The following is a 26,584-nucleotide window of genomic DNA, read 5'->3' on the forward strand; positions in this document are numbered from 1 at the left end:
AATGGATAGTGGCGATAATCTGGAAAGTGAAATTATTACGTGACTAAAATAAAAAAAGCGGGTGCTTATGCACCCGCTTCTCAGAGCGACCTGACAGACGTTGCTGTGACTACGCCACGTGGACCTGCAGGTTCTGCTGCACCAGCACATCACCCAGGGTGTTTTCACTGCTCAGCGCCGAGTTGTGGTAGATCTCAAAGACTCTGCCCTCCACCGTGCGCTCGCCGGTCACTTCCCAGATACCGCCGTTGCTGTTCGCCAGTGTGACCTGACTGCCTTCTGCGCCTTTGATCAGCAAATCATCACTCTGTTTGTCCGTAATATTGAGTGCCTCATTGAGATCGAGTTTCACGGAGTTGGTGCCGGTTTTACCCAAATCAAGCACTTCAATGTGTTCAACTTTCAGGCCCAGCGCGGTGAGATCCAGATTGAGATACTCACCATTCAGCACCAGAGTATCGGTGCCTGCGCCGCCATCAATATGGGTAAAGTTAAGATCGCTGACCGTCACGGTATCTGCACCGCTGCTGCCGATCACCGAAGCGCCCTCTGCCGTACTGCCATCGGCCAGCGTAATCACGACGCCGCCAATGGTGTAGCCCACCTCCTCTGCCGGTGCCGCCGCCACAGCGGTGTCACTGGCTACCACGGTTTCACTGCTGCTGACCGGCGTCACCGTATCCGCTTCGGTAATCAGCGTCGAGGCCACGGCTACATGGGCGCTGTTATCGTCGCTGCTGGTACTGCTGCTATGCTGCGTCTCCACGCTGGCACTGGCGACGGTAACGCTGTCGTCCGCTATCGAGAAGAGTGCCACCGACTCGGTTGCCGCCAGCGTTGCCGGCAGCAGCGAACCCAGCAACAGAGTGTTGGTGGTGGTGTAGCTGTTACCGGCCACATCAGTGATGGAGACTTTTGCCAGCGTGTTCAGCGACAGCAGCAGGCCACCCACCGACAGCAGTGAGGGTGAGAAGTTGACCGCGTAACGCCCCAGCGCATCGGTGGTGGTGTTCAGCGTTGGCCCGTTGCTGCCGTTGGAAAGCAGCAGCGTCACGCTGACTTTCGATCCCTGCGCTGCATTCAGCGATCCCCCCTGCACGACCAGACCGGTAAGCAGAGAACCGACGATGCTGAGCACCGGATCAACGCCGACCAGCGGCTGATTATGGGACAGCGCAGTAAAGCTGCTGGTGCTCGTCGCGGTATTGCCCCCAATATCCGTCACCGTCACGGTCAGTGGATGGCTGCCATCTGCGATCCCTTTCAGCGTCGCTGACGGCACGCTGATGCTCCATGCCCCATTCGCGCCGATGGTCGTGGTAAGGACATTGCCTGCCACGTTAACCGTTACCGTACCGCCCGCCGCGTTGGTACTGGTTCCTCTGATGGTTTCAGCCGTATTGGCTTCCGCGATGTTGAGATAACCATCGCCACCAAAGAAACTGTTCACACTGACGGTCGGCGTGGTGTGACTCACCACACCCAGCGACGCCGAGGTGGAACCGTTGCTGCCCGCGCCGTTGATGACGCTGGCCGTCACGGTCTGCAGACCATCCGCAATGGCGGCGAGGTTGGCCGCCGGTACAGAGAGGCTCCAGTTGCCGTTACTGCTCACCGTGGTGCTGTAAGTCTGGCCACCCAGCGTAACGCGTATTACCGATCCTTCGGCGTTGCTGGCGGTGCCTGAAATAGTCTGCGCGGTTTTGACATCGGCTGCACTCAGCGCATTGTCGCCAAACAGTGAGGTAATGGCGACCACAGGCGTTGACTGACTGATAACACTCAGTGTTCCGCTGCTGTTCGCCACGTTACCGTAGGCATCTGTGCCGGTCACCGTCACGGTTTTACTGCCGTCAGTGATCGCGGCAAGATCCGCTTTCGGCACGCTGATGCTCCAGTTGCCGCCACTCACCACTTTGGTGGTATAGGTCAGACCGTTCAGCGTGGCGCTGACGGTCGAACCGGCCGACAGGCTGGAGGTCCCGCTCAGCGTCTGGTTCGAGGCCAGATCGGCGGCACTCAGGACGCCATCGCCGAACACCGTATTCACCGTCAGGGTTGGCTGCACCAGCCCCAGTGACACGCCTGCGCTGGTGCTGCTGACGTTGCCGACCGGGTCAGTGACCGCCGCGCTGACGGTGAAGTTACCGTTCAGCAGTGTCGAGAGCACAGCTGGCGAAACGGTGGTGGAGAAGGTGCCATCAGCGTTGACCAGCGCGGTGGCTGTTGTGTTGCCAATGGCCAGCCTGACGCTGCTGCCCGCTGCCACGCCGGAGACCGTGCCGCTGATGGTCTGGGTAACCAGCGATTCCGCCAGGTTCAGCACGCCATCACCAAACAACGGATTGAGCGTAACCTTCGGCAGATTGTGAATACCTACCAGCGCGCCGGCAGTGGTGCTGCTGGTGTTACCGGCGCTGTCGGTGACGCTGACGCCGACGGTCAGATTGCCATCCGCAATTCCCTGCAGCAGCGCAGGCGTCAGTGAGACGTTAAAGTTGCCGCTGGCATCGGTTGCCGTCACAAACTGCTGTGAACCCACCGATACGACAACACGCGATCCCGCTTCTGCACCACCGACGACGCCGCCAATCACCTGGGTTACCAGCGCATCCGCTACGTTCAGCAGACCATCACCAAACAGCGGATTTACCGTGATGGTTGGCAGCAGCGTATCGACGCGAATACCGGCGCTGGTGCTGGCGGTATTCCCCGCTGCATCCGTTACTGACGCGCCGACCGTCAGATTGCCCTGCGCCAGGGTGCCCAGGATATCCGGCGTCACCGTGGCGCTGAAGGCGCCGCCCGCACCCACGGTCGCGGTCAGCTGGCTGTTGCCCACTGAAAGCGTCACCACACTGCCCTGCGCAACGTTGTTCACCACCCCGCTGATGACCTGGCCGGTGGCGATATCAGCCAGATTCAGCACGCCATCGCCAAACAGAGAGGTCAGGGAAATGGAGGGTGTCTGGGTAAAGATGCCAATCGACGCGCTGTTCGAGGCGACATTACCCGCCGCATCCCGGACGCTGACGCCCAGCGTCAGATTGCCATCAAGCAGTGAGGTGAGATCGCTGCCCGGCAGGCTAACGCTCCATGCTCCGCCCGCCTGCACTGTCGTGCTGTAAGTTTTACTGCCAAAGGTCACCGTCACCTGTGAACCTGCAGCCGCATTACTGATTACGCCACCCACCAGCTGTCCGGCAGCCGCTTCCGCAATGTTCAGCAGGTTATCGCCGCCAAACAGCCCGGTGAGCGCGCCCACCACCGGCACCGCATCAACAATCGCCGTCACGGTTTCACCCACCGTGCGGGTGTTGCCTGCCGCATCGGTCAGGGTGACGTTAACCGCAAGATTGCCGTCCGTGACCAGATCCAGCACCGCAGGTGGCACCACGATGGCCCATTTACCATCCTGACCCACCGAAGCAGAGAGCGTGGAGCCGCCCAGTACCACCGATACCGTGGCCCCGACACCTGCCGACGTCGCCGTTCCCGAGATGGTCTGCGCCACCGTGGTATCCAGCGCACTGAGCGTGCCGTCGCCGAATACCGAATCAACCACCAGCGTCAGCGCACTGTTAACTACTTTGTTGACCGTCAGCGTCGCGTCGGTCTGGTTACCGGCTAAATCATTCACCCGCACGCCAAACACCAGCGCACCGTCAGTGAGGCCCGACAGGACATTCGGTGCAAGATCGATGCTCCAGCGGCCATCTGCACCCACCGTTGCGGTAGCGATCGGCGCGGCATCGCCCAGGTAGAGGCCGATGGTCTGGCCTTCTGCGCCCTGTGCGCTGCCTGTCAGTACCTGACTGACGGCCAGATCAGCGGCGTTAAGCACGTTATCACCCGCCAGCGCGTCAACCTGCACCAGCGGCGCGGCAGTATCCACCGTCACCTGCTGTGTCACGGTCGTCACGTTACCGGCGACATCCGCCAACTGCGCGGTGATCACCGGCGCGCTGCCATCGGTCAGTGCCTGCATCGCGCTGGCAGGAACGGTGGTGGACCAGGTGCCGTTACTCTGCACTACGGCGCTGTAAGTCTGGTTGTTGAAGGTCACAACCACCGTACGGCCTGCTTCACCGACATCGGCGGTGCCGCTAATTGCCTGGCTGGTGGCGTTTTCATTACCATTGACCTGATTATCACCCGCAAAGGCATTAATCGTCAGAGCCGGTGGTGTCAGATCAATCAGCACATTACCGCTAACGGTGACAGGGGTCGTGCCATCAGTGGCATTTACCGTGATGGCGACGCTGCCGTCCGCATTGCCAAAGGCAGTGACCGGCAACGCAGCCGTTGACCAGTTGCCCGATGCATCCAGCGTAGTGGCATAGGTCTGACCGCTAATAGTGACCGTCACTGAACCACTCGTGCCGAGGTTAGCCGAAGTACCGCTTAACACCACGCCACCCGCCACATCCTGAGAACTGATGATATTGTCGCCTGACACCGTACCCAGCGTGACCAGCGGGCCTGGCGGTGGCGTCAGATCTACCGTCAGCGGGACACTGCTGGTTGCAGTATTGCCTGCCAGATCGGTCACGGCCAGCGCCAGGGTGGTCGATGGCGTAAAGGTGGCCATCTGCTCCGGCGTCAGCGTCACGCTCCAGTTGCCGTTACCGTCAACTATTGCCGTGCCGAGGGTTGTGGTATTCAGCGACACCGTGACGACGGCACCGGTCTCAGCGCCTGACGCGGTGCCGCTGAGGATCTGCGGCTGAATGCTCTCGGCGTAGTTCAGTGCGTTGTCGCCAGTAAAGGCTGTGAAGCTAAGCACCGGCGGGGTTTTATCGAGCACCAGCGAACTGTTAATGGTCGTGCTGTTGCCCGCTGCATCCGTTGCCGTCACGGTAACCGGATAGGTGGCATCCGGCAGCGCTGAAAGCTGCGCCTGTGTCAGTGGCACTGTCCAGTTGCCATTGGCATCCACTGTTGCAGGGTAAGTCGTGCCGCCCAGCGTTAACTGCACCGTCTGATTCGCGCCCGCCTCACCGGTGGTGCCGCTTAGCGTAATGCCTGTGTCAACATCGCCGCTATTCACATAGCCGCCGAGGAATTCCGGATTGACCGCAGGCTGCGGCGCGCTGAGATCGGAGGTGAACGGCAACTGTGTTGATGTGCTGTTACCCGCCGCATCCACGACGTTAAGCGTCAGGATTTGCGTCCCGTTACCCAGAGAACTCAGCGCGTTGCCAGGAAGGTCAACGGTCCAGTTGCCGTTGCCATCCACCGAGCCGGAATAAAGACTGCCATTGAGATCAACAGTGATGCTGACCGCCTGATTATCCCCCACGCTGCCGGTGGTGCCGGTCAGGGTGATACCTGCCGCGGCTTCACTGATATTCAGGACGTTATCGCCGCCAAACGCGCCAGTATTGAAGGTTGGGACAGGCACAGCCACTTCGGTTACCACACTCAGGGCCGTCACATCACTGTTACCCGCAATATCGGTGGCGGTCACGGTAATGGTATGCGTGCCGCTGGTGAAGGTGGCTAACTGTGCCGGCGACAGAGCCAGCGACCAGCTGCCATCGTTCTGCACCGTGGCGGCCAGCGGCTGGTCGCCATTAAAGCCGGCGATCAGCACCGATACCGTCTGTCCTGCACCCGTAATGCCGGTAGTGCCACTGAGGATTTGCTCTGTTCCCGCTTCGGTGGCGTTCAGCGCACCGTCACCAAACGGCAGGTTCAGCGTCACGTCCGGCAGCGCATTGACGGCCACCAGCACAGTGCCACTGGTACTGGCACTGTTGCCGTTCGCGTCGGTGACGGTCACGCTCACCGGCCAGTTGCCATCCGGCAATGACTGCAATACAGAAGGCGGCAGATCCAGCGACCAGCGCGAACCATCCGCACTGAGCGTAGCGGAATAGACCGTGCCATTAACGGCTACCGTAACCGAGGTGGCATTATCAATGTTTACCGTACCGGTCAGGGATCCGCCTGCAGCGGCCTCTTCAGCATTGATACGGCCATCGATAAATGGCGTATCCAGCGTTGGATTAGCAATCGGCGTAATCGCGGCGACGAACGTTTTGGTCGTTTCAATACTATTACCGGCCCGATCCGTGGTAATCAGGGTCAGCGTGTGTTCACCGGTTCCCAGATTGGCGATGAACTCTGGGGGCAGGCTGGCAGTCCAGTTGCCATTGGCATCGACCGTCACCGACAGCGGGATATTGTCATCGCCTACCGTGACGCTCAGGGTCTGGCCCGGCACGACGGTGGAGGTGCCGGTTACCAGCTGAACGGAACCGGCTTCGCTGATATTAATGATGTTATCGCCGAACAGTGTCGTGTCGAAGGCGGCTGAAACAGGATCACTCTGCAGGATCTCAACGCCTGCGGTAACCTGCGCCGGATTTCCTGCCGCATCCGCGGCGGTGACGACTACCTGTGTCAGTCCATCGTCCAGGCCCGTCAGTGCGCCTGCAGCCAGGTTCAGCGTCCAGTTACCGCTGGCATCGGTGGTGGTGCTGAAAGTCTGTGTGCCGACGGTGATATTCACTACGCTGCCTTCCGGCAGATTAGTACTGTCACCACTTAGTGTTAACGCGCCTTCGGCATCGGCTGCACTGACCAGCGCATCGCCAAACGGCGTGTTCAGGGTCAGCGCTGGCAGGGTATTAAACGCCACATCCAGTGTGGTGGTGGTGTCGGTGGTGACATTGCCCGCCGCGTCAGTGACCGACACGATGATGACGTTAGGGCCGTCTGCCAGTTGCTGCACGTCGGCTGTGGGAATGGTGAGGGTCCAGTTCCCGTCAGCATCCGCCGTGGCCGTGTAGCTGACATTATTCATCGTCACCGTTACCGTCACCGGCAGGGCGCCTGTAGTGGTGCCGTTGATGGTGAGATCCTGCAGCGACTCCGCCAGATTAAGGGTGTTACCCGCGCTGACCGTAATATCTGCCAGCACAGGCGGTGTGGTGCTGAAACTGACCTCCTGCGTGGCGACAGCCGGGTTACCGGCAACATCACTGGCGGTGACGGTAAAGGTTTGCGTGCTGCCCGGCGCAACGTTGATGAAGGCTGCAGACGGTACCGTCACCGTCCAGTTGCCGTCAGCATCAATCGTGGTGCTGTAATCAGTACCGTTAAACGACACGGTCACCGGCGTTCCTGCCGCCAGCAGGGTACTGCTGCCGCTGACCGCGACATCCGTGGTGGCCTCAGTCGCATTGATCACATCATCGCCTGCCACCACGTTCAGAGTCAGCGTTGGCTGAACCAGCGCGCTGGCCAGCACGACCAGGCTGGCGCTGGCGCTGGCCGGATTGCCAGACGTATCCGCTGAGACGACAACCAGCAGTTGATCGCCATCCGGCAGATTGCCCAGATCGGCAGCCGGAACGATTACGGTCCAGCTGCCATCCGCAGCCACCGTGCCGCTGTACTGAATGGCGTTCAGCGTTACCGTGACCAGCTGGCCTTCCAACAGATTGGTGCTGGTGCCGCCGATGCTCAGATCCTGCAGCGACTCGGCCTGGTTAAGGAAGTTATCGTCACTGATTGTCCCGATGGTCAGGGTCGGCAGATTCAGGCTGTCAGCATCACGCGTCAGCGTCTGGGTCACCGTGGTCAGGTTACCCGCCGCATCTCTGATCGTCACATCGACCGGATAGCTGCCATCCGCCAGCCCCTGTACGACACCGGCAGGCAGAGTCACCTGCCATGTGCCATCAGAGAGGACCCGGGTGGTGTAATCGGTATTCTGGAAACTGACGGTGACCGTCTGTCCGGCATCCGCGACTGAGGCGGTTCCGCTAATCGCGACTGCTTCCAGCACCTCAACTGAATTGATAACGTTGTCGCTGCCGATAGGATTGATGCTTAACGGAGGCGGTGTGAGATCGACCGTGACGGCGCTGGTCAGTGAACCGCTGTTACCGGCGGCATCGCTGGCGTTGACCACCAGGGTCGTCACGCCCTCACCCAGTGCCTGCACCTGCGCTGGCGTTAAGATCAGCGTCCAGTTGCCCTGCGCATCGACTGCAGCAGGGTAGTCATTATCGCCCAGCGTCACGCTGACGGTCTGACCCTCGCCCGCGACGCCGGTGCTGCCGCTCAGCGTCTGACTGACCGTCGTTTCAGCCTGGTTAAGATAGCCATCGCCAAATGGTGTATTAATGCTGACCGACAGGGCACCGGTTGCGACGGTGATTTCACGCGTCTCCGTAACCGGATTGCCCGCCGCATCACTGACCGTCACGGTCAGGGTATACGCACCGGCCGGAATCCCTGCCAGGGCACCCGCGGGCAGCGTCAGACTCCAGTCGCCATCCTGGGTGACGGTGGTGGTCCAGATCTGGTTGTTAAGGGTAAGAGTGACCTGCTGACCGGCTTCGGCATTACTGCTGCCGCTGAGCACAATCGGCGCGGTGCTTTCAGCGATATTGACGCTGTTGTCGCCCGCAACCGGATCAAGCGACAGGGTCGGTGGCGTCAGATCGACCGTGACGCTGCCCTGGCTGCTGCCCGTGTTACCCGCCGCATCCTGTACGTTAACGGTGTAGTTAAGCGTCTCTTCCGGCAGAACGGCCAGCGCGGAGGCTGGCACGCTGGCCTGCCAGTTGCCATTGCTGTCGACCGTGCCGTTGTAGGTCACGCCGTTGAGAAGCACGCTCACCGTCTGGCCGTCACCTGTCACACCTGTGGTGCCGCTCAGGGTTTGTGACGTGGTGATGTCGCTGCTGTTAAGCAGACCATCGCCAAAAGCAGAGACGATCTGCGGTGCTGGCAGCGTCGCCAGCACGCTGAGCGCGGCTTCGCTGCTCAGGGTCGCCCCGCCGCTGTCTGTCGCGGTGACCGCGACGGTGTAAGGCCCGTCGGCGAGCGCCGTCAGTGACTCAGCCGGAACGATCACACTCCAGCGACCACTGGCCGAGACCTGCGCGGTGTAGCTGATGTTGTTAAACAGCAGCGTGACCAGACTGCCTTCAGGCACATTCGCAGAGGTGCCAGTGACAATCAGCGGCTGACCCAGCTCCTGCGCATTCAGATAGTTGTCCTGACTGATGGCATCCATCGCCAGGCCAGACGCATTGCTGTTAATGTCAAAGGTAAGATTAGTGGTGGTGGTGTTGCCCGCCACGTCGCTGACCGCCACGGTGAAACTGGCGCTGCCATCCGCAATCGCCGCCAGCGCACCGGCTGGCACGATCAGGCTCCATGCTCCGCTCGCCTGCACGGCGGCGCTGTAGACCGTGCCATCAAGGGTCACGGTGACCAGCTGGCCCGCTTCGACGTTGGACGTGGTGCCAGTCAGACGCTGATCGGTGAGGCGTTCCGCACCATCGACCACATTATTACCGGCAAAGGCATCCAGCGTCAGGGTCGGCAGCGTGCCAGCCTCTACTTTCAGCGCCAGATCGCGGCTGGTGGTGCTGGCATTACCTGCTGCGTCGCTGGCGGTCACGGTCAGAGGATAGGTGCCGTTGCCCAGCCCGGTATAAACCGTGGCGGGCAGATCCAGCGACCAGTTGCCGTTGACGTCTGCGGTGGTGCTCAGGCTGGTGCCGTTGAAGCTGGCCACAATCAGTGCATTGGCTTCACTGCTGCCGGTCAGCGTCAGCGGCTGCTGACTCTCAGCGGCGTTGATAATGCCATCGGAAGGGGTGATGAAGTTCAGTACCGGTGGCAGGGTATCCACCACCAGGTTGCCGTCAGCCTGGCTGCTGTTGCCTGCCACATCACTGACCACTACGGTGTAAGGCGTGGTGCCCTGTGGTAGCGCAGAGAGCGCCGCTGGCGGAACCGCGACCTGCCAGTTACCCGCTGCGTCGACCGTGCCGCTGTAGTTAGTGCCGCCCAGCGTGACGATAACCGTCTGGCCGTCACCGGGCACGCCAGTGTTACCGGTGATCACGCCGCCGCTGAGGGCTTCCTCGCCGTTGAGAATGCCGTCATCAAAGGCCACGCCTGGGGTGGCCACCGGCAGTGTGCTGGCCACCACCGTCAGGGTAGCGTCGCTGGTGGCAAGCTGTTGTCCACTGCCGTCGCTGGCTGTGGCGGTAATCGTCTGCGCGCCATCGGCCGCGCCGTTAAAGGCGCCTGCCGGTAAGGTCAGGCTCCAGCTTCCATCGGCCGCCACGCTGGTACTGGCTGTGGTGCCGTTGGCAAGCACGGTAATAATGCTGCCATCAGGCAGGCCGCTGGTGCTGCCGCTGACCACAACGGCACCGCCCAGCTCCTGGGCATTGAGGTAGTTGTCGTCGCTGATCGGTGCCAGCGCGATCGATGGCAGCGTGTTGTCCACACTGAAATTAAGCGAGCTGCTGGCACTGTTGCCGACGACGTTGATCACGCTGACGTTCAGCGTCTGGCTGCCCTCGCCCAGCTCTGCCAGTGCGCCCGCAGGCAGCGTAATGCTCCAGTTGCCGCTGGCCCCGACCACGCCGCTGTAGTCGGTGCCGTTCAGGGTGATGACGACCTGCTGGCCCGCTTCGACGTTACTGCTGCTGCCGCGCACCGTAATCGGCTGTAACTGTTCGGCGGCCGTGACGATACCGTCGCCGGCAAAGGCGCTGCTATCGACAGTCAGCACAGGCAGCACGTCCGGCGAGGTTGCCACATTCAGCTCAACCACCTGGCTGCTCTGATTCCCGTTAGCATTGATTTCGGTAACGGTGAGCGGATTCGTGCCCTGAGGCAGCGCCGCCAGATCACTCGCGTCGATTTGCAGCGTCCACTGCCCATTTACGCCGACGGTGGTGCTGTAGAGCTGGTCACTGAGCTGGACCGTGACAATGTCGCCGTTCTGACCGCTGCCGCTGACGACCAGCGGCTCCGCCAGTTCAGCGGTGCTCAGCGCGTTGTCACCGCTGACCGGGGCGACCACCAGCGGAGGCGGCGTGGTGGCAACCGTCAGCGCACTGTTCTGGCTGCTGCTGTTGCCAGCCGCGTCGGTGACGGTGACCACCACCGGATAGCTGCTGCCGTTGGTCAGACCGGCAAGCGCAGCAGGCGGTACGGCCAGTGCCCAGTTTCCATCAGCATCAACCGTGCCGGTATAGGTGACGCCATTCAGCGTCACACTGACGCGGTCGCCATCACTGCCTGCGCCGCTGAAGCTGAAGCCAGCAGCCTGCTCCGCGATGTTCAGCACGCCATCGCCAGCGGGCGCATTAATGCTAAAGTCGGGTGCGGTGGTAGCCACGGTGACCGGCAATGGCGTGGTAGCAACGTTGCCACTAACGCTGGTAACGGTTACGTTGAGATCGTAACGGCCATCAGTCAGCTGCTGCAGATCGGCAGCGGGTACGGTGGCGGTCCAGCTGCCATCCGCGGCAACCGTGGCGCTGTAGGTCTCACCATTCAGCACAAAGCTGACGCTGCTGCCCGGGGCGACGGTGCCGCTGACGGTCAGATCGGTGACTGTTTCAGCCGCATTGATAATGCCATCGGTGGCAATCGGATTAACGGTCAGCGCCGGTACCCCGGTATCCACCGTTATCGGTTCAATGATGCTGGTGCTGTTACCCGCGACATCGCTCACCGTTACGGTAACGGGATTGCTGCCCTGCGCCAGTGCCTGTAGCGCATCGGGCGGCAGCGTGACGCTCCAGTCACCATTTGCCGCTACCGTTGCCGGATAGCTGATGCCACCCAGGGTCACGCTGACGGCCTGGCCAGGCTGGACAGAGCCGGTCAGCGTCTGCGCTGTGCTGGCTTCCTCAGTGTTGAGAATGCCGTCAGTGAAAGGTGTGTTGATTTGGGGTTCTGCCAGCGGCGTCGTTGCCACCAGCAGCGTCTGGCTGGTCTGTACATCCCCTGAGGAGACGGTAACGGTGGTATTACCCTGCGCCAGGTTCGCCAGGTCGGCGGCGGGCACGGTCAGGGTCCAGCTACCGGTTTCATCGGTTGTGGTGCTGTACAGAGTGCCGCCCGGCACCAGCGTCACGCTGATTGGGCTGTTCGCCGGCAGGTTTGCGGAACTGCCGCTGAGGATCAAATCGCTCTGCGCATCCAGCACGTTGAGTGCGTTGTCATCACTTATCGGGGCAATCGACAGCGACGGCACGTTGGTGGCGATCACGGTGAACTGCCCCTCGGCAGGCAGTGCCGGATTTCCGGCCACGTCGGTAATCGCCACGGTAAAGGTTTTATCGCCTGCGGCACCCAGCGATCCGGCGGGCAGAGTCACGCTCCAGCTTCCGTTCCCCAGCACTGCGCCATCATAAGACTGACCGTTAATGGTCAGTAATACCGGCTGACCGGCCGGTACGCCAGTGACGCTACCGGTGACCAGAATGTCCGTGAGCTGTTCCGCGCTGTCGACCTGGTTATCGCCGGTCACAGGATCAATAGTCAGTGCCGGTGACGTTGCCGCCAGCACCGTGACACTGGAAGCGACGGTCGTGCTGTTGCCATAAGCGTCGCTGATGACCACGTCAACCGGGTAGAGAGCGTCTCCCAGCTGACTGATGATGGCAGCGGGTACCGTCACGCTCCATGCGCCATTGGTGTCAACCGTGGCGGTGTAAGTCTCGCCATTGAAACTGACTGCCACCGTGTCGCCCTGCGTCCCTCCGCGCCCGTTGATGGTGAGATCCTGCGTGTGTTCAGCGATGTTGATATAACCATCACTGCCCGGCGTAGAGACGTCCAGCAGTGGCGGCGTGGTCGCGAAAATCAGCGAGCTGCTGGCTGGCGTGGTATTGCCATCCGCGTCCGTCGCCACGATCGAGACCAGCTGAGTACCGTTGGGCACACCCGCCAGATCGGCAGCCGGAACGTTTACACTCCAGTTGCCATCCTGCGCCACTACGGCGCTGTAGGTCAGGTTATTCAGCGTGACGCGAATGATGTCACCTTCGTCGCCGGTTCCGCTGACAATCAGCGGCTGCTGCGCGTCGCTGATGTTGATCACGCCGTCAGCGTCCAGAGGATTCAGGGTTAAAGCAGGTACTTCGGTAGCAACCCGCAGATCGGTATCCTGCGTGCTGCTGTTACCGGCCGGATCGGTCACGGTCACGGTGACCGGATAAGTCTGGTTGGTCAGCGTGGCAAGATCGGCAACCGGGACGGATGCACGCCAGCTACCGTTTTCGTCCACGATAGCAGCATACGTTTTACCATTTAACCCGACCGCTACACTGTCGCCCGCGGTGCCGGTTCCGCTGATCAGCAGCGGCTCAGTGAGTTCATTATTGGTCAGAACGCCATCCCCGCCCGGTACGGTGACGGTGGCAACCGGCGGCTGCGTGCTGACTGCCAGCGTCTGCGCCTGGGTGGCGATATTGCCGCTGGCGTCGGTCAGGGTCACTACCAGCGTATAGCTGCTGCCATCTGACAGGGCCTGCAGCGCCGCTGGCGGCAGATCGACTGTCCAGTTGCCCTGCTCATCCACGGTTGCGCTGTAAATGACGTTGTTCAGCGAGACCGTTACCCGTTCGCCCGGCAGCGCACCTGAACCGCTGACCGGCACGCCTGCAGCTACTTCCGTGCTGTTAAGGATACCATCACCGCCTGCGACTTCCGCCACAATCAGGTTCGGTGGCAGCGTGTCGACACTGAAGCTCTGCGTCTCATCCACGCGGTTGCCCGCCTCATCAATCGCGGTAATAGTCAGGCTGTTAGCGCCCTGCGACAGTAAGGCGAGATCGGCGGCAGGCAGCGTCAGGTCCCAGCTGCCGTCGTCATTGACCGTGGTGCTGTAGGTTTTGCCGTTGAGTAGTACTTCGACCAATTGGCCCGCCACCGCTTTACCGGTGCTGCCACCGATCAGCAGATCACTGGCCGCTTCGGTCTGATTGAGAATGCCATCGGTAATCGCGCTTTCATTCAGCGTGATTTGCGGCAGTGTGGTGGTGACCACATTCAGCTGAGCGGAGTCCGTCAGCAGCGCACCACTGGCGTCGGTTGCGGTGACGGAGATCAGTTTCACACCGTCGGTGATACCATTGAGATCGCCCGCCGGAACGGTAACGCTCCAGAAGCCGTTACTGCCCACCACCGCACTGTAATTGTTGCCGTTGAAGTTAAGCTGCACCGCCTGGCCCGGATTGACGCCCACCGCCGAGCCGCCGATGATCAGATCGCTGCTCAATTCCTGCAGGTTAAGGAAACCATCAACGCTGACAGGTTCACTGATAGAGACCACGCCAGGTTCACCGGCTGCCGGCGCCACGTTGATGTCACGGCTGTCAGTGGCTAAAGCACCAGCTACCGACGTGACGCTAACCGTGATGGCCGTGGTGCCTGCCGCCAGGGCACTGAGCGCCGCAGACGGGATCTGCGTGCTCCAGCTGCCGTCCGGGTTAACCAGCGCACTGTAATTCTGACTGCCCAGGGTAATGGTGACCGTCTGGCCCGCCTCCACGTTGCTGGTGCTGCCGGACAGCGTCTGATCAACGGCCTTCTCGCTGTTATCCACCAGATCGTCACCGGCAAACAGAGCGATCGTGACTGTCGGCGTGCCCGGCTCCGCAGGCGCTTCCACCGCGATCACCCGATCTTCGCTTACCGTTACGCCTGCCTGACTGGTGACCGTGGCCGCGATGGTGGCACTGCCCGCCGCCAGGGCCGCCAGCGCGCTGGCAGGAATGCTCAGGCTCCAGCTGCCATCCGCGCCAACCGTGGCGCTGTAGGTCTGATCACCTAGCGTGACCGTAACAATCTGACCCGCCTCAACGTTGGTGGTGGTACCGCTCAATAGCTGATCGCTGGTTTTCTCGTCGTTACTCAGGACATCATCACCGGCAAACTGATCGAGCGTGATCACCGGCTGGCCCGGCTCAGTAACCGGTGGTTCCACGGTAATTCCCAGCGTATCGCTGACGGTGGTGCCAGCCGCATTGCTGACCGTCACGACCAGCGAGGCTGCGCCCGCCGCCAGCGCACCGAGTGCATCGGCAGGGATAGCGATATTCCAGCTGCCATCGGCGTCGACCGTGCCGCTGTAGTTCTGGCCGCCCAGCGTCACCGTGACAATCTGTCCCGCTTCGACATTGGTGGTACTGCCGGAGACCGCCTGAGCGTCCAGCTTCTCATCGTTGGTCAGGACGTTGTCGTCAGCGAAGGCATTGATGGTTAATGTCGGGGTACCTGGCGCAGTGCCCGATGACTCCACCAGGAAGTCGCGGGTTTCGCTGACGGGGGTGCCGGGCTGATTGTTAACCGTAGCGTTCAGGGTCGCACTTCCGGCTGTCAGCGCGGCCAGCGAGCTGGCCGGAATCGTGACGCTCCAGCTGCCATCTGCGCCAACCGTGGCAGTGAAGGTCTCTCCGTTCAGCGTGACAGTAACCTGCTGCCCCTCAGCGATATTGGTGGTAGTGCCACTCAGCAACTGGTCGCTGGCTTTCTCGCTGTTGCTGAGGATGTCATCCCCGGCAAAGGCGTCGATGGTCACGGTGGCCTGACCCGGCTGCGTTGCCGGGGCTTCGACGGTGATCGGCTGCGCGGTTGTGGCGACATCGCCCGCCGCATTGCTGACCGAAACGGTGAGTGAGGTCGTGCCGGCTGCCAGCGCGTTGAGCGCAGCTGACGGAACGGTGACGCTCCAGCTACCATCACCCTGCACGCTGGCGCTGTAGGTCTGGCCGCCCAGGGTAACCGTCACCAGCTGTCCGGCTTCAACATTACTGGTGGTGCCGCTGACCAGCTGATCAACCGCCTTTTCGTCGTTGCTCAGAGCGTTATCGCCCGCGAAATCATTCAGGGTCAGGGCGGGTACGCCTGGCTCTGTTGTCGGCACATCCACCGAAATATCGCGGATTTCGCTGGTGGTTACGCCCGCGACGTTACTGACGGTGACGCCAATGGCATTCGAGCCCGCTGGCAGATTGCCCAGCGCGGCTGCCGGAATAATCACACTCCAGTTTCCACTGCCATCGACGGTGCCGGGATAAGTCTGCCCCCCCAGGGTAACGGTTACCGTCTGGCCCGCTTCGATATTGGTGGTCGTGCCGGAGAGGGTCTGTGCCGTCCCTTTTTCATCGTTGCTGAGAATGTCATCCCCGGCAAACTGACCAATGGTCACGGTCGGCTCGCCCGGCTGCGTGACTGGCGCTTCCACGCTGATCGGCAGGCTGCCGGTCACGGTGTTACCGGCAGCATTGCTGACCGAAACCGTCAGGGTTGTTTCACCAGCAGCCAGTACGCTCAGGGCCGCTGATGGCAATGTGATGCTCCAGTTGCCCTGCGCATCCACGCTGCCGCTGTAAGTCTGACCGCCCAGCGTCACCGTCACCCGCTGGCCGGGTTCGATGTTACTGGTGCTGCCGGTCACGATCTGGTCAGCGGCTTTCTCCGCATTACTCAGCTGATTGTCACCGGTAAAGTCATCCACTGTGACCGCTGGCGGGCCCGTAACCACCGGCGTATCGACGGTGATGGCGCGGTTTTCGCTGGCTTCAGTGCCAGCCTGATTGGTGACGACCGCCGAAATGGCAACCGTTCCGGCGGCCAGCGCATTCAGCTGTGCAGGCGACAGCGTGATGCTCCAGTTGCCCTGCGCATCCACCAGCGCGCTATAGGTCTGGTCGCCCAGCGTAATAGTGACAATCTGGCCGGCTTCGACGTTGATGGTCGAGCCGCTCAGCAGCTGGTCACCGCTTTTCTCAGCATTGCTGAGGATGTCATCCCCGGCAAACTGATCGATGGTGATGACCGGCGTACCCGGCTGCGTCAGCGGTGCCTCTACGGTAAGAGACAGGCTGCCGCTGGCGGCGGTTCCCGCCTGGTTAGTGACCGTTGCCGTGACGGTGGTGGTGCCTGAGGCCAGCGCGCTCAGCGCATCGGCAGGCACGGTGATGCTCCAGCTGCCGTCGCCTGCTACGCTGCCGCTGTAGCTCTGGCCGCCCAGTATCACGGTAACAATCTGTCCTGCTTCGACGTTACCGGTGGAGCCAGACAGCGTTTGTGGCGTGGTTTTTTCGCTGTTGTCCAGCAGGTTGTCGCCCGCAAACGGGTTCAGGCTGATGACCGGCGTCGCTGGCGTGCCAGGATCGGCGGCGGCGACGGTAATCGGCAGGCTGCCGGTGGCCGCCGTGCCTGCGGCATTCGTGACGCTGACGCCGATGGTGGTGGTGCCTGCCGCGAGTCCTGCCAGTGCCGCAGCCGGAATCGCAACGCTCCAGCTGCCATCCGCACCCACGGTGCCATTGTAGGTCTGGCCACCCAGCGTGACGGTAACAATCTGACCTGCCTCAACATTACTGGTGGAGCCGGATACCGTTTGTGGCGTGGTTTTTTCGCTGTTATCCAGCAGGTTGTCGCCCGCAAACGGGTTCAGGCTGATAGCTGGCGTCGCAGGCGTGCCAGGATCGGCAGCGGTGACGGTAATCGGCAGGCTGCCGGTGGCCGCCGTGCCTGCTGTGTTAGTGACGCTGACATCGATGGTGGTGGTGCCTGCAGCCAGTCCCGCCAGCGCCGCTGCCGGGATCGTAACGCTCCAGCTGCCGTCCGCACCTACGGTAGCGTTGTAGGTCTGGCCGCCCAGCGTAACAGTGACAATCTGTCCCGCTTCAACATTGCTGGTGGTGCCGCTCAGCACCTGGTCGGTGGCTTTTTCTGCGTTATCCAGTACATCGTCGCCAGCGAATGTATTCAGAGTGATAGCAGGTGTCCCTGGCGTAACCGGTGTACCGGGATCGGTGCCGCCATCGTTGCCGCCACCACCACCACCGCCGCCGATGCCAACGGCCAGCCCGGCTAAGCCGAGCACACCCAGACCGCCCGCTGTTATCACGCCCATTGAGGTGTTGGTGTTATCCGCCAGGAGCAGTGGCTCTACGCTGTCGAGTGATTCATAGGTGGGCGTCACCGAACTGGAGGCGAGTTCAGCACCCTCGGCAGTCTGCGGAAAGAGCGCATGTTCCGGTGGATTGACCCCATCATCGAACACCAGTTCGCTGTGCTGACCATCGGCGTCGTCGAGGAAGAATTTCTGATAGCGTACCGTGCTACCGTCTCGCATTTTCAGCACCAGATCGTTACCCTGGCGCTCGAACTGCGTCACCATGTCGCGCGTGCCGCTGATGCGCACAACGCTGGGTTCGGTGAGGTTAATGGATTGTGACGAACCGCCAGCGGTCTGTGAGAGGAGTGTGCCGTTTTCGCGCGAGATAATGTCTACACGGCCTTGCGTGAGTTCTGCCATTTGTAACCTCTATTCCACCAGATTGGCTAATATACTGAATCTATAAACATAAAATTATTTTATGCTTATAGCCTTCACACATAGTTTCACCTTCTGAACAACAGAAGGCGTCTCAACCTGGTGCATATAGAAACGGCAAAACAAAAGTGCGTCACACGCCCCTGGAAAAGCGAAGCGTGGCGGTATTATTGTTAGATTTAGCTGTACAGACTGACGCGAAATGTAACAGTTCTGACAGGGTGATTTTTAGCGTAACCGCGATAAAAATCAACGTAAATGTACAGATTTCATTATGATTTAATCTTGATTACATTAGCCACAGATGAAGTTCAGTTTTCAAAAAATGTGCTTTGCCCTTGTTTTTTATGTCAATTTATTGCTGACTGTTTCCATGAATGATAAAAAACGGTTAAAAAACCACCCTTTAGAAAACCTGAGACCGGAAAAATAAATTTGTTAATTATGCGATTCAGCCATCATTTATGACTGGTCCTGTTCCGTCTTGTTGGGCAGCAAGTGGTTGAAAACTGGTCTTGAAATTTGAGTTAAGTCACGCCGCGAGTGTGGTGGTCATACCAGGAAAGTTCTGGAAAAAATTCGCGGCGCAGCAAAAGTCGGTAAACTCCCGGTTTTGCCCTTTAAACGATGTTGCTGCACCACTTTGATAAGAGGCGCAACGGCCACTGAACTCGCGGCCAGAGCTACACTTTTCCGCTTTATCTTTGATGAATCTGACCTATGACTGCACTGGACGCTGCACAACAACATAAGCATCAGAGCCGCCTGAACTGGGGCACGCGCACTATCTTTCTGATTAATGGCTTGGGGATGTCAGCCTGGGCACCGCTGGTGCCGTTTGCCCGCGATCGTCTGCAGCTCAGCGGTGCCTCCTTAGGCGCGTTACTGCTTTGCCTGGGAATTGGTTCGCTGGCCGCGATGCCGGTGACCGGCACGCTGGTGGCACGTTTTGGCTGCCGTCGGGTGATGGGTTTCTCGACGCTGTTAGTGCTGCTTATGATGCCGCTGCTGGCCACGGCTGACTCTCATCTGGTAATGGCCGCGGCGCTGATGCTGTTTGGTGCCGGTCTGGGCATGCTGGATGTGGCGATGAATTATCAGGCGGTACAGGTTGAGCAGGCTGCTGATAAGCCGATGATGTCTGGCTTTCATGGCTTCTTCAGTCTGGGCGGGATTCTCGGTGCGGGTACGGTGAGCCTGTTGCTGAGCCGCTCATTTACGCCGCTGCACGCGACCCTGGTGGTGATGGCCGTAATGCTGTTACTGCTGTTGTGGCGACTGCCGGTGTTAATGAGCCAGCGTCTGCACCAGCCCGATCAGCCCTGGCTGGTGATCCCACGTGGCTGGGTCGCATTTCTTGGCCTGCTCTGCTTTATCCTGTTCCTGGCGGAAGGGGCAGTGCTGGACTGGGGTGCGCTGCTGTTGCTGCAGAACCCGGCGATGTCACCCGCTTACGCCGGTCTGGGCTATGCGGTCTTTTCGGCGGCGATGACGCTGGGCCGTTTTAGCGGCGATAAGATCATCCAGCGTTTTGGCCGCTATCCGGTGATGCTGACGGGCGCACTGACCGCCGCAGCGGGCATGACGCTGGCCGTCTGGCTGCCGTGGCCGGAGATCGCCCTGCTGGCATTCCTGCTGGTTGGCTTTGGTTTATCCAATACGGTGCCGATGTTGTTCAATGCTGCCGGGAATCAACAGGATATGCCTGCGAACCTGGCGATTTCTGCCATGACAACGCTGGGATATGCGGGTATTCTCTCAGGTCCGGCTTTAATCGGATTCATTTCGCAATGGATCAGCCTCAGCGGCGCATTTCTAATGATCGCGCTGTTGCTGCTAGCGGTAGCCGCCAGTGCGCGAAAAGTTGCGCGATAATTCAGGTACCTGACACGCTATGTTGTATAAGTTTCCACTGACCTCCGGCAATGTCACCCGCTTTTTTGTGGTTTTCAATCTGGTGCTGCTGCTGGCGCTGGGCTTTATGGTGCATAACTCGGTCAATGCCTGGCTGACTGGCAAACGCTATGCGATGGACGATCTGGCGCGTGACGTGCAGAAGCGCATCGACGCCTACCGCTTTGCCACCTGGCAGATCTATGAAAACCTCTCCACCAGTGCGGCAGGCGCAACACCCGGCAGTAATCTGCAGGAGACGCGGCTGCGTCCTGACGTCTATTACCTGGAAAAAACCCGGCGTAAAACCGAGGCGCTGATTTTCGGCTCACACGACAGCAGCACGCTGGATATGACCATGCGGATGTCGAACTATCTCGACACGCTGTGGGGCGCAGAAAATCCCACCTGGTCGATGTACTTTTTAAATGGTCAGGACAACAGCCTGATTATGATCTCGACCCTGCCGCTGAAAGATATGGCGACGCGCTATAAAGAGAGCGCTATCAGCTCAATGGTAGATAGCCGCCGCGCGGAGATGCTGCAACAGGCCAATGCGCTGGATGAACGCGAGAGCTTCTCGCCGCTGCGCCATCTCGCCTTCCAGAACGACCACTATTTCACGCTGCGCACCACCTTCAATCAGCCGGGCCATCTGGCCACGGTGGTCGCCTTTGATCTGCCGGTTAACGATATTGTTCCGCAGAACATGCCGCTGGAAAACTTCCAGCTGCGTCAGGACAGCTCAATGCCTGCCACGACAGCCGATCAGCAGGAGGTGGAAAACACCCGCATCACGCTGGTTAATCCCAATATTGAGATTACGGCCACCCTGCCCAGTACGTCGCTGCAACTGGTCTATCAGGTGCCGATTACCCGCCTGATTATCGACAGCCTGCACAACCTGCTCTGGCCGCTGCTGATCAACCTGCTGCTGTTCCTGCTGTCGCTGGCGGGTATTGTGCTGCTGCGCCAGCAGTCGCTACGTCCCAGCGAGAATCAGAGCGCTGAACTTGATTCGCTACGGGTACTGAATGAAGAGATTGTGGCCAGCCTGCCGGTCGGCCTGCTGGTGTATGACTTTGCCAGCAACCGCACCCTGCTGAGCAATAAGATTGCTGAACATCTCTTGCCGCATCTCAATCTGCAGAAGATTATTAATATGTCCGACCAGCATCAGGGCGTGCTGCAGGCCACTATCAATAACGAAGTGTATGAGATTCGCCACGCCCGCAGCGTGCTGTCGCCACATACTCAGCTGTTTATGATGCGTGACCAGGATCGTGAGCTGCTGGTGAATAAGAAACTGCAGAAAGCGCAGCAGGTGCTGGATCGCAATCATCAGATGCGTCAGCAGCTGCTGCACAATCTGGGCCATGCACTGAATCAGCCTCTGGAGAAGATGGTGACGCAGCTGGTGCAGCTCAGCCAGCGTGATGCCGATGAGACCGTGCTGGACCTGCTCGATGAGAGCCAGGGACTGGCGCGACTGGTAGATGATATCGTGCTGCTCAATCGGCTTGAGGCGCATGACTGGTCACCGGATGCGACCGTCTTTAACCTGCAGGAGCTGCTGGACGAAATCGCACTGGAAAGCCTGCCGCTGATGCGTCGCAAAGGACTGTCGCTGGTGGTGAATAATCATCTGGCGAATGACGAGACGCGATTTGGCGACCGTCGCGCACTGCGCAAAGTGCTGACCACGCTGATGCACTATGCTCTGACCACCACGCGCTGGGGAAAAATCACCCTGGAAGTTAAGGCTGCGGACAAACAGGCCGATAGAGTGATCATCGAACTGGTGGACACCGGTGCGGGTCTGACGGTGGATGAGCTGGCGAATGTCGACTTCCCGTTCCTGGGCGATACCAGTCAGGATCGCTACGGACAGGCTTCCGGCATGGCGTTCTTCCTGTGTAAGCAGCTCTGCAAGCAGATGGGTGGCAGTCTCGATATCGTGGCAAAAGCGGATATCGGCACGCGCTACAACATGCAGTTGCCGCTGGTGCTGGAAGAGAAGCGCGAAGAAGAAGAGGAGAAGATTCTGGATGGTGTGACCGCGCTGGTGGAGATCACCGTGGAGGACGTACATAAAATCGTCTGCCGCCATCTGGAAAACTGGGGCGCGCGTTGTCTGACGCCCGATGAGCGCATTTCCGGTCAGGATCACGATGTGCTGGTGACCGACGATCCCGCAAAGCTTAGCGGCTGGGCACTGCTGCTGGCGGAAGATGAGCTGGGTCATCATGCACTGAACGACCAGCAGTATCGGGTCAATTTCAATCTCAGTAATGCGATGCTCGATGCCTTACTGGCCCTGATTGAGAAGCAACTGTCGCATGATGTGATGGATAATGACATGGAAGACGACACGGCCACGCCATTGATGAGCGGTGGCTATTTCCAGCTGTTTACGGAGACAGTACCGGTTGATGTGAAGAGACTGTATACTGAGTCAGCGGAAAAGGACTACGCCTCGCTTGCTCAGACAGCGCATCGCCTAAAGGGCGTGTTTGCCATGCTCAATCTGACTCCCGGCAAACAGCTTTGTGAAGAGTTAGAACACCACATTAAAGCGTGTGACGATTCAAACATTACAAATACCACCAGTGATATTGACGCTTACGTCAATCAACTGCTGCAGCAAGGTAACCAATAAGATGAATAACTTAAACGTAATTATTGCCGATGACCATCCAATTGTCCTTTTCGGTATCCGAAAGTCTCTGGAACAAATTGAATGGGTCAACGTTGTAGGTGAGTTCGAAGACTCAACAGCACTGATCAATAATCTGTCCAAGCTTGATGCTAACGTCCTGATCACCGACCTCTCTATGCCAGGTGAGAAGTATGGCGATGGTATTACGCTGATTAAATATATTAAACGTCACTATCCGGATCTGTCGATTATTGTTCTGACTATGAACAATAACCCGGCGATTCTGAGTTCTGTGCTGGATCTCGATATCGAAGGGATTGTCCTGAAACAGGGCGCGCCTACCGATTTACCAAAAGCACTGGCTGCACTGCAGAAAGGCAAGAAATATACGCCGGAAAGCGTTGCGAAGCTGCTGGAGAAGATCAGCGCAGGTGGTTATGGCGACAAACGCCTGTCACCGAAAGAGAGCGAAGTACTGCGTCTGTTCGCAGAAGGTTTCCTGGTGACCGAAATCGCCAAGAAACTGAACCGCAGTATCAAAACCATCAGTAGCCAGAAGAAATCAGCAATGATGAAACTGGGCGTGGATAATGATATCGCGCTGCTGAACTACCTGTCGTCTGTCAGCCAGAGTCAGGTCGAAAGAGACTAAGTTACGTCTGAGGCGGTGCAGCCTGCACCGCCTCTTCTCCTGCCCTATCCTGCTTTATCCTGGCCGCGTTTTACGCACCCGATCAGCATAGATTGCCAGCGTCACCTTCAGCACATCCAGCGTCACCGGTTTCGACAGACAGTTATCCATACCCGCATCCATACAACGCTGTTTCTCTTCCGCCAGCGCATTCGCCGTCACGCCCACCACCGGGAAGAGATGGCCCAGCTGACGCAACCGCTGCGTCAGGCGATAACCATCCATGTTTGGCATGTTCACGTCCGTCAGCACGATGTCGATTTCATTACGACTCAGCACGTTAAGCGCATCCACGCCATCCTGCGCGGTTTTGACCTGATAGCCCAGCGTGCCAAGCTGTTCCGATAGCAGCATGCGGTTAATCGGATGGTCATCAACAATCAGCACCATGATGTCATCGTTATGCACTTTCTCTTCGACCGGCGCGGCAAGCAGCAACGCATCCGCTGTATCGTGGCCCAGCGAAATACGATAGATGCGCGCCAGAAGAGCCGGCACCTCGTGCAGCGTGGCTGTCGAGTGGATCCAGCGCCCCGGCTGACGTTCACGCGGCATATCCACATGCGATCCGTCAAAGGTGATCAGCGCCCGCAGCGGTAAGTCGATTTCCAGTTCGTAATCGGTCATCACCACATCGTCGTGACCCGGCTTACCGTTATACTCCGCAACCTCAATGCCCTGCTGCTGAATCTGGCGGGTAACAAATTGCGCCAGATAGTCATTGCGCATCGCCAGCCAGATTTTCTTATCCTGCAAACCCTCCAGCAGCATCAGCGACGGCTTCTGTCCTTTGTAGATCGGAATACGGACAATGAACTGGCTGCCCATGCCCGGCTCTGAGTCGACCTCGATGTCACCATCCATCATGTTGATCAGCTTTTCACAGATCGCCAGTCCCAGCCCCGTGCCCTGGAAATTACGCTGCACGCCATTTCCCACCTGGAAGAAGGGATCAAACAGGCGCGGCAGCTCCTTCGCCGGGATGCCGACCCCGGTATCCCGGACGCGGAAGGCCAGATAGCCCTCCGCAACCCAGGCATGCAGGATAATACAACCGGTGTGCGTAAACTTAATCGCGTTATTCAGCAGGTTCGAGATCACCTGCTGCAGACGCAGCGGATCGCCGTCCAGCACCTGTGGCACGTCATGTTCGATGAAGCAGTAGAGCGTCAGCCGCTTCTTCACCACCAGCGACAGATAGTTGCCGACGATGTGGGTCACAATTTCACGTGGGGCAAACGGACGCGGCTCGATTTTCAACTGCTCGGACTCAATTTTCGAGAAGTCGAGAATATCGCTGATGATCTTCAGCAGCAGGCTGGAGGAGTTGTTCATCGCCGTCACCAGCGAGTCGATGCCGCTGGGCAGCTCTTTGGTCTGTAACAGGTCGAGGTTACCGATAATGCCATACAGCGGCGTGCGCAGTTCGTGACTGACGGTAGCAAGGAACATCGATTTTGACTGGCTCGCCTGCTCTGCCGCGTGAGCCATCTCCTGCAGAGACTGCTCCATCCGCACACGCGCTGAGACATCGACCAGCACGCAAATCGCCACGTTCTCATTACGATAACGCGAATGCACAAAGCTGATTTGCAGGTTGGTATTACTGCCGGTCAGCACATCGACAAAATTGACCTGCTGTCCGCCGATTATCTCATTCAGCTTCAGACGATCTTCCTGCGTCAGCAACGTCAGATAGTTATGCGCCAGTTCGTTACTCAGAATATTGGTGCCGTCGCTGGTGCGTAAAATACAGATCCCGACCGGCGCAGAAGCAACAATCTTACGGTTAAACTGCTCATGCTCTTCCAGCCGGTGCGCATTCTCCTCCGCCGGCAGGAACATCCGCCGCTCAAATACCCAGGCAAGCGTAAACAGGATCACCGCACTGAAAATATTGAGCAGCAGCGCATTAATGATCATCAGCTTGAGCTGATCCACCATCACATCGGTGGGTATCGACCAGACCACATTAAGGTCGGACGGCGGCAGCGGTTTCTTCAGCACCAGCTGACGATACCCATTCAGATAACCGAACCAGGTTTTATCATCCGGCAGATTATCGAGCGAGAAGCCCAGCCCGCCGCGCCGCGAGTTAAGCAGTGGACGATAATTTTCATCGGTAATGGACGCAATGACCGGCAGGCTACCCGGCTGAATAAACTCATCCAGGCGGATATTCTGCTCAACACCCAGCAGCGCCTGTAACTTGTTGGCGACGTAAACCGGCACCACCATATAGAAGGTGCCGACACCGGGCTGAGCACTGCTGTTGATCCAGTACATCGGATTGCGGCGATCCTCCTCACTGCTATTGCGATAGCGGAGCACATTCTCACGCAGCGATTTCAGGCTGCGTTCCCGATCGGCATTACTGCTGCCAATGGTAAAGTCGGCCAGACACTGGCTCTCGCCACCGATAAAGAACACCCGATTCAGTTCATACGATGAGGCGAAGTTACTTTTCCAATAATTGATGTAGTAGCTGAGTGAATCGAGCGAATTGCGCCAGGTATTGCTCATTGAGGTGCAGTCGCCATCCGAGAACAGCGGCGTATACTGCGGCTGGGTGGCTTTACCTGGCATCATGCCGGTCAGCACATCCAGACCACTGCTGGCGTTGGTTAAGCGGTTTTCAGTGATGTACTTCAGCTCACGCATCATGTCCGCCGAATGGCGCACATACCACTGTATCGTGCCGTAGTTGCTGGCGAACTCCTGCCGGACCTGCGTCTCTTTATTGTGCAGTACGCTGATGATGTAAAACGCTGTCAGAACGGCACCCAGCGTCCAGATTAGCAGCGCCAGCGCGCGAAAAAGATAGCGCGAGATGCGAAGCGTAGTGCGGAAAGAGACAGGATATTTCAAAGGTAACTCGCAGTTGGCAAGGTTAGTCGCATCATCGATTTTTAATGCCCATACACTAGCTTTATCGGGCGAAAAAAGCCAGCCAGCCGCAGGCTTAGCGGAAGGTTTGGGAATCTTTTAAGACAGCCAAAGCGCCATCTGCATCTCCTCAAAGCGACACCACAACCCCAATAAGAAAGGCCTGCTGTGCCCGAAGAGCAAAGCGTCCACGCCACGGATGGTGTGGACGATCCGCAGGGAGGCGGGAATCCTTTGCGATCGGGCATTGCGACCGCTCCCGACTCATAGCCACCAGCCATGTGCCCGCCCCACATCTCACCCCGCAAACACCACGCCCATCCCC

At 59.1% G+C, this 26,584-nt stretch carries 5 protein-coding genes; 3 read left to right on the top strand and 2 right to left on the bottom strand.

Annotation, left to right across the window (positions count from 1 at the left end):
- Nucleotides 1–109 precede the first annotated feature (109 nt).
- Complete coding sequence (locus tag NIM72_RS06145; RefSeq protein WP_253419384.1) at nt 110–18,112, bottom strand: Ig-like domain-containing protein; 18,003 nt, start codon at nt 18,110–18,112, stop codon at nt 110–112.
- A 738-nt stretch (nt 18,113–18,850) separates the two neighbouring features.
- Between NIM72_RS06145 and NIM72_RS06150 the strand changes: the two genes are divergently transcribed.
- The 3 genes from NIM72_RS06150 to rcsB are packed head-to-tail and all read left to right on the top strand — an operon-like array spanning nt 18,851 to nt 23,334.
- The gene (locus NIM72_RS06150) at nt 18,851–20,005 is read left to right on the top strand and encodes an MFS transporter (protein ID WP_253419401.1); all 1,155 of its coding nucleotides are present in this window, start codon (nt 18,851–18,853) and stop codon (nt 20,003–20,005) included.
- Nucleotides 20,006–20,024: 19 nt separating this feature from the next.
- Nucleotides 20,025–22,682 (top strand): phosphotransferase RcsD, encoded by a 2,658-nt coding sequence (rcsD, locus tag NIM72_RS06155; RefSeq protein ID WP_161733348.1) that lies wholly within the window; start codon nt 20,025–20,027, stop codon nt 22,680–22,682.
- A 1-nt stretch (nt 22,683) separates the two neighbouring features.
- Complete coding sequence (rcsB, locus tag NIM72_RS06160) at nt 22,684–23,334, top strand: response regulator transcription factor RcsB (RefSeq protein ID WP_003854204.1); 651 nt, start codon at nt 22,684–22,686, stop codon at nt 23,332–23,334.
- 54 nt (nt 23,335–23,388) lie between these two features.
- Here the strand turns inward: rcsB and rcsC are convergent, their stop codons facing one another.
- Entirely contained in the window at nt 23,389–26,241 is a 2,853-nt protein-coding gene (gene rcsC / locus NIM72_RS06165; protein WP_161733350.1) for a two-component system sensor histidine kinase RcsC, read from the bottom strand.
- Nucleotides 26,242–26,584 lie beyond the last annotated feature (343 nt).

This window comes from Pantoea sp. B550, from assembly GCF_024158165.1.
GTDB classification, from domain to species: domain Bacteria; phylum Pseudomonadota; class Gammaproteobacteria; order Enterobacterales; family Enterobacteriaceae; genus Pantoea; species Pantoea alfalfae.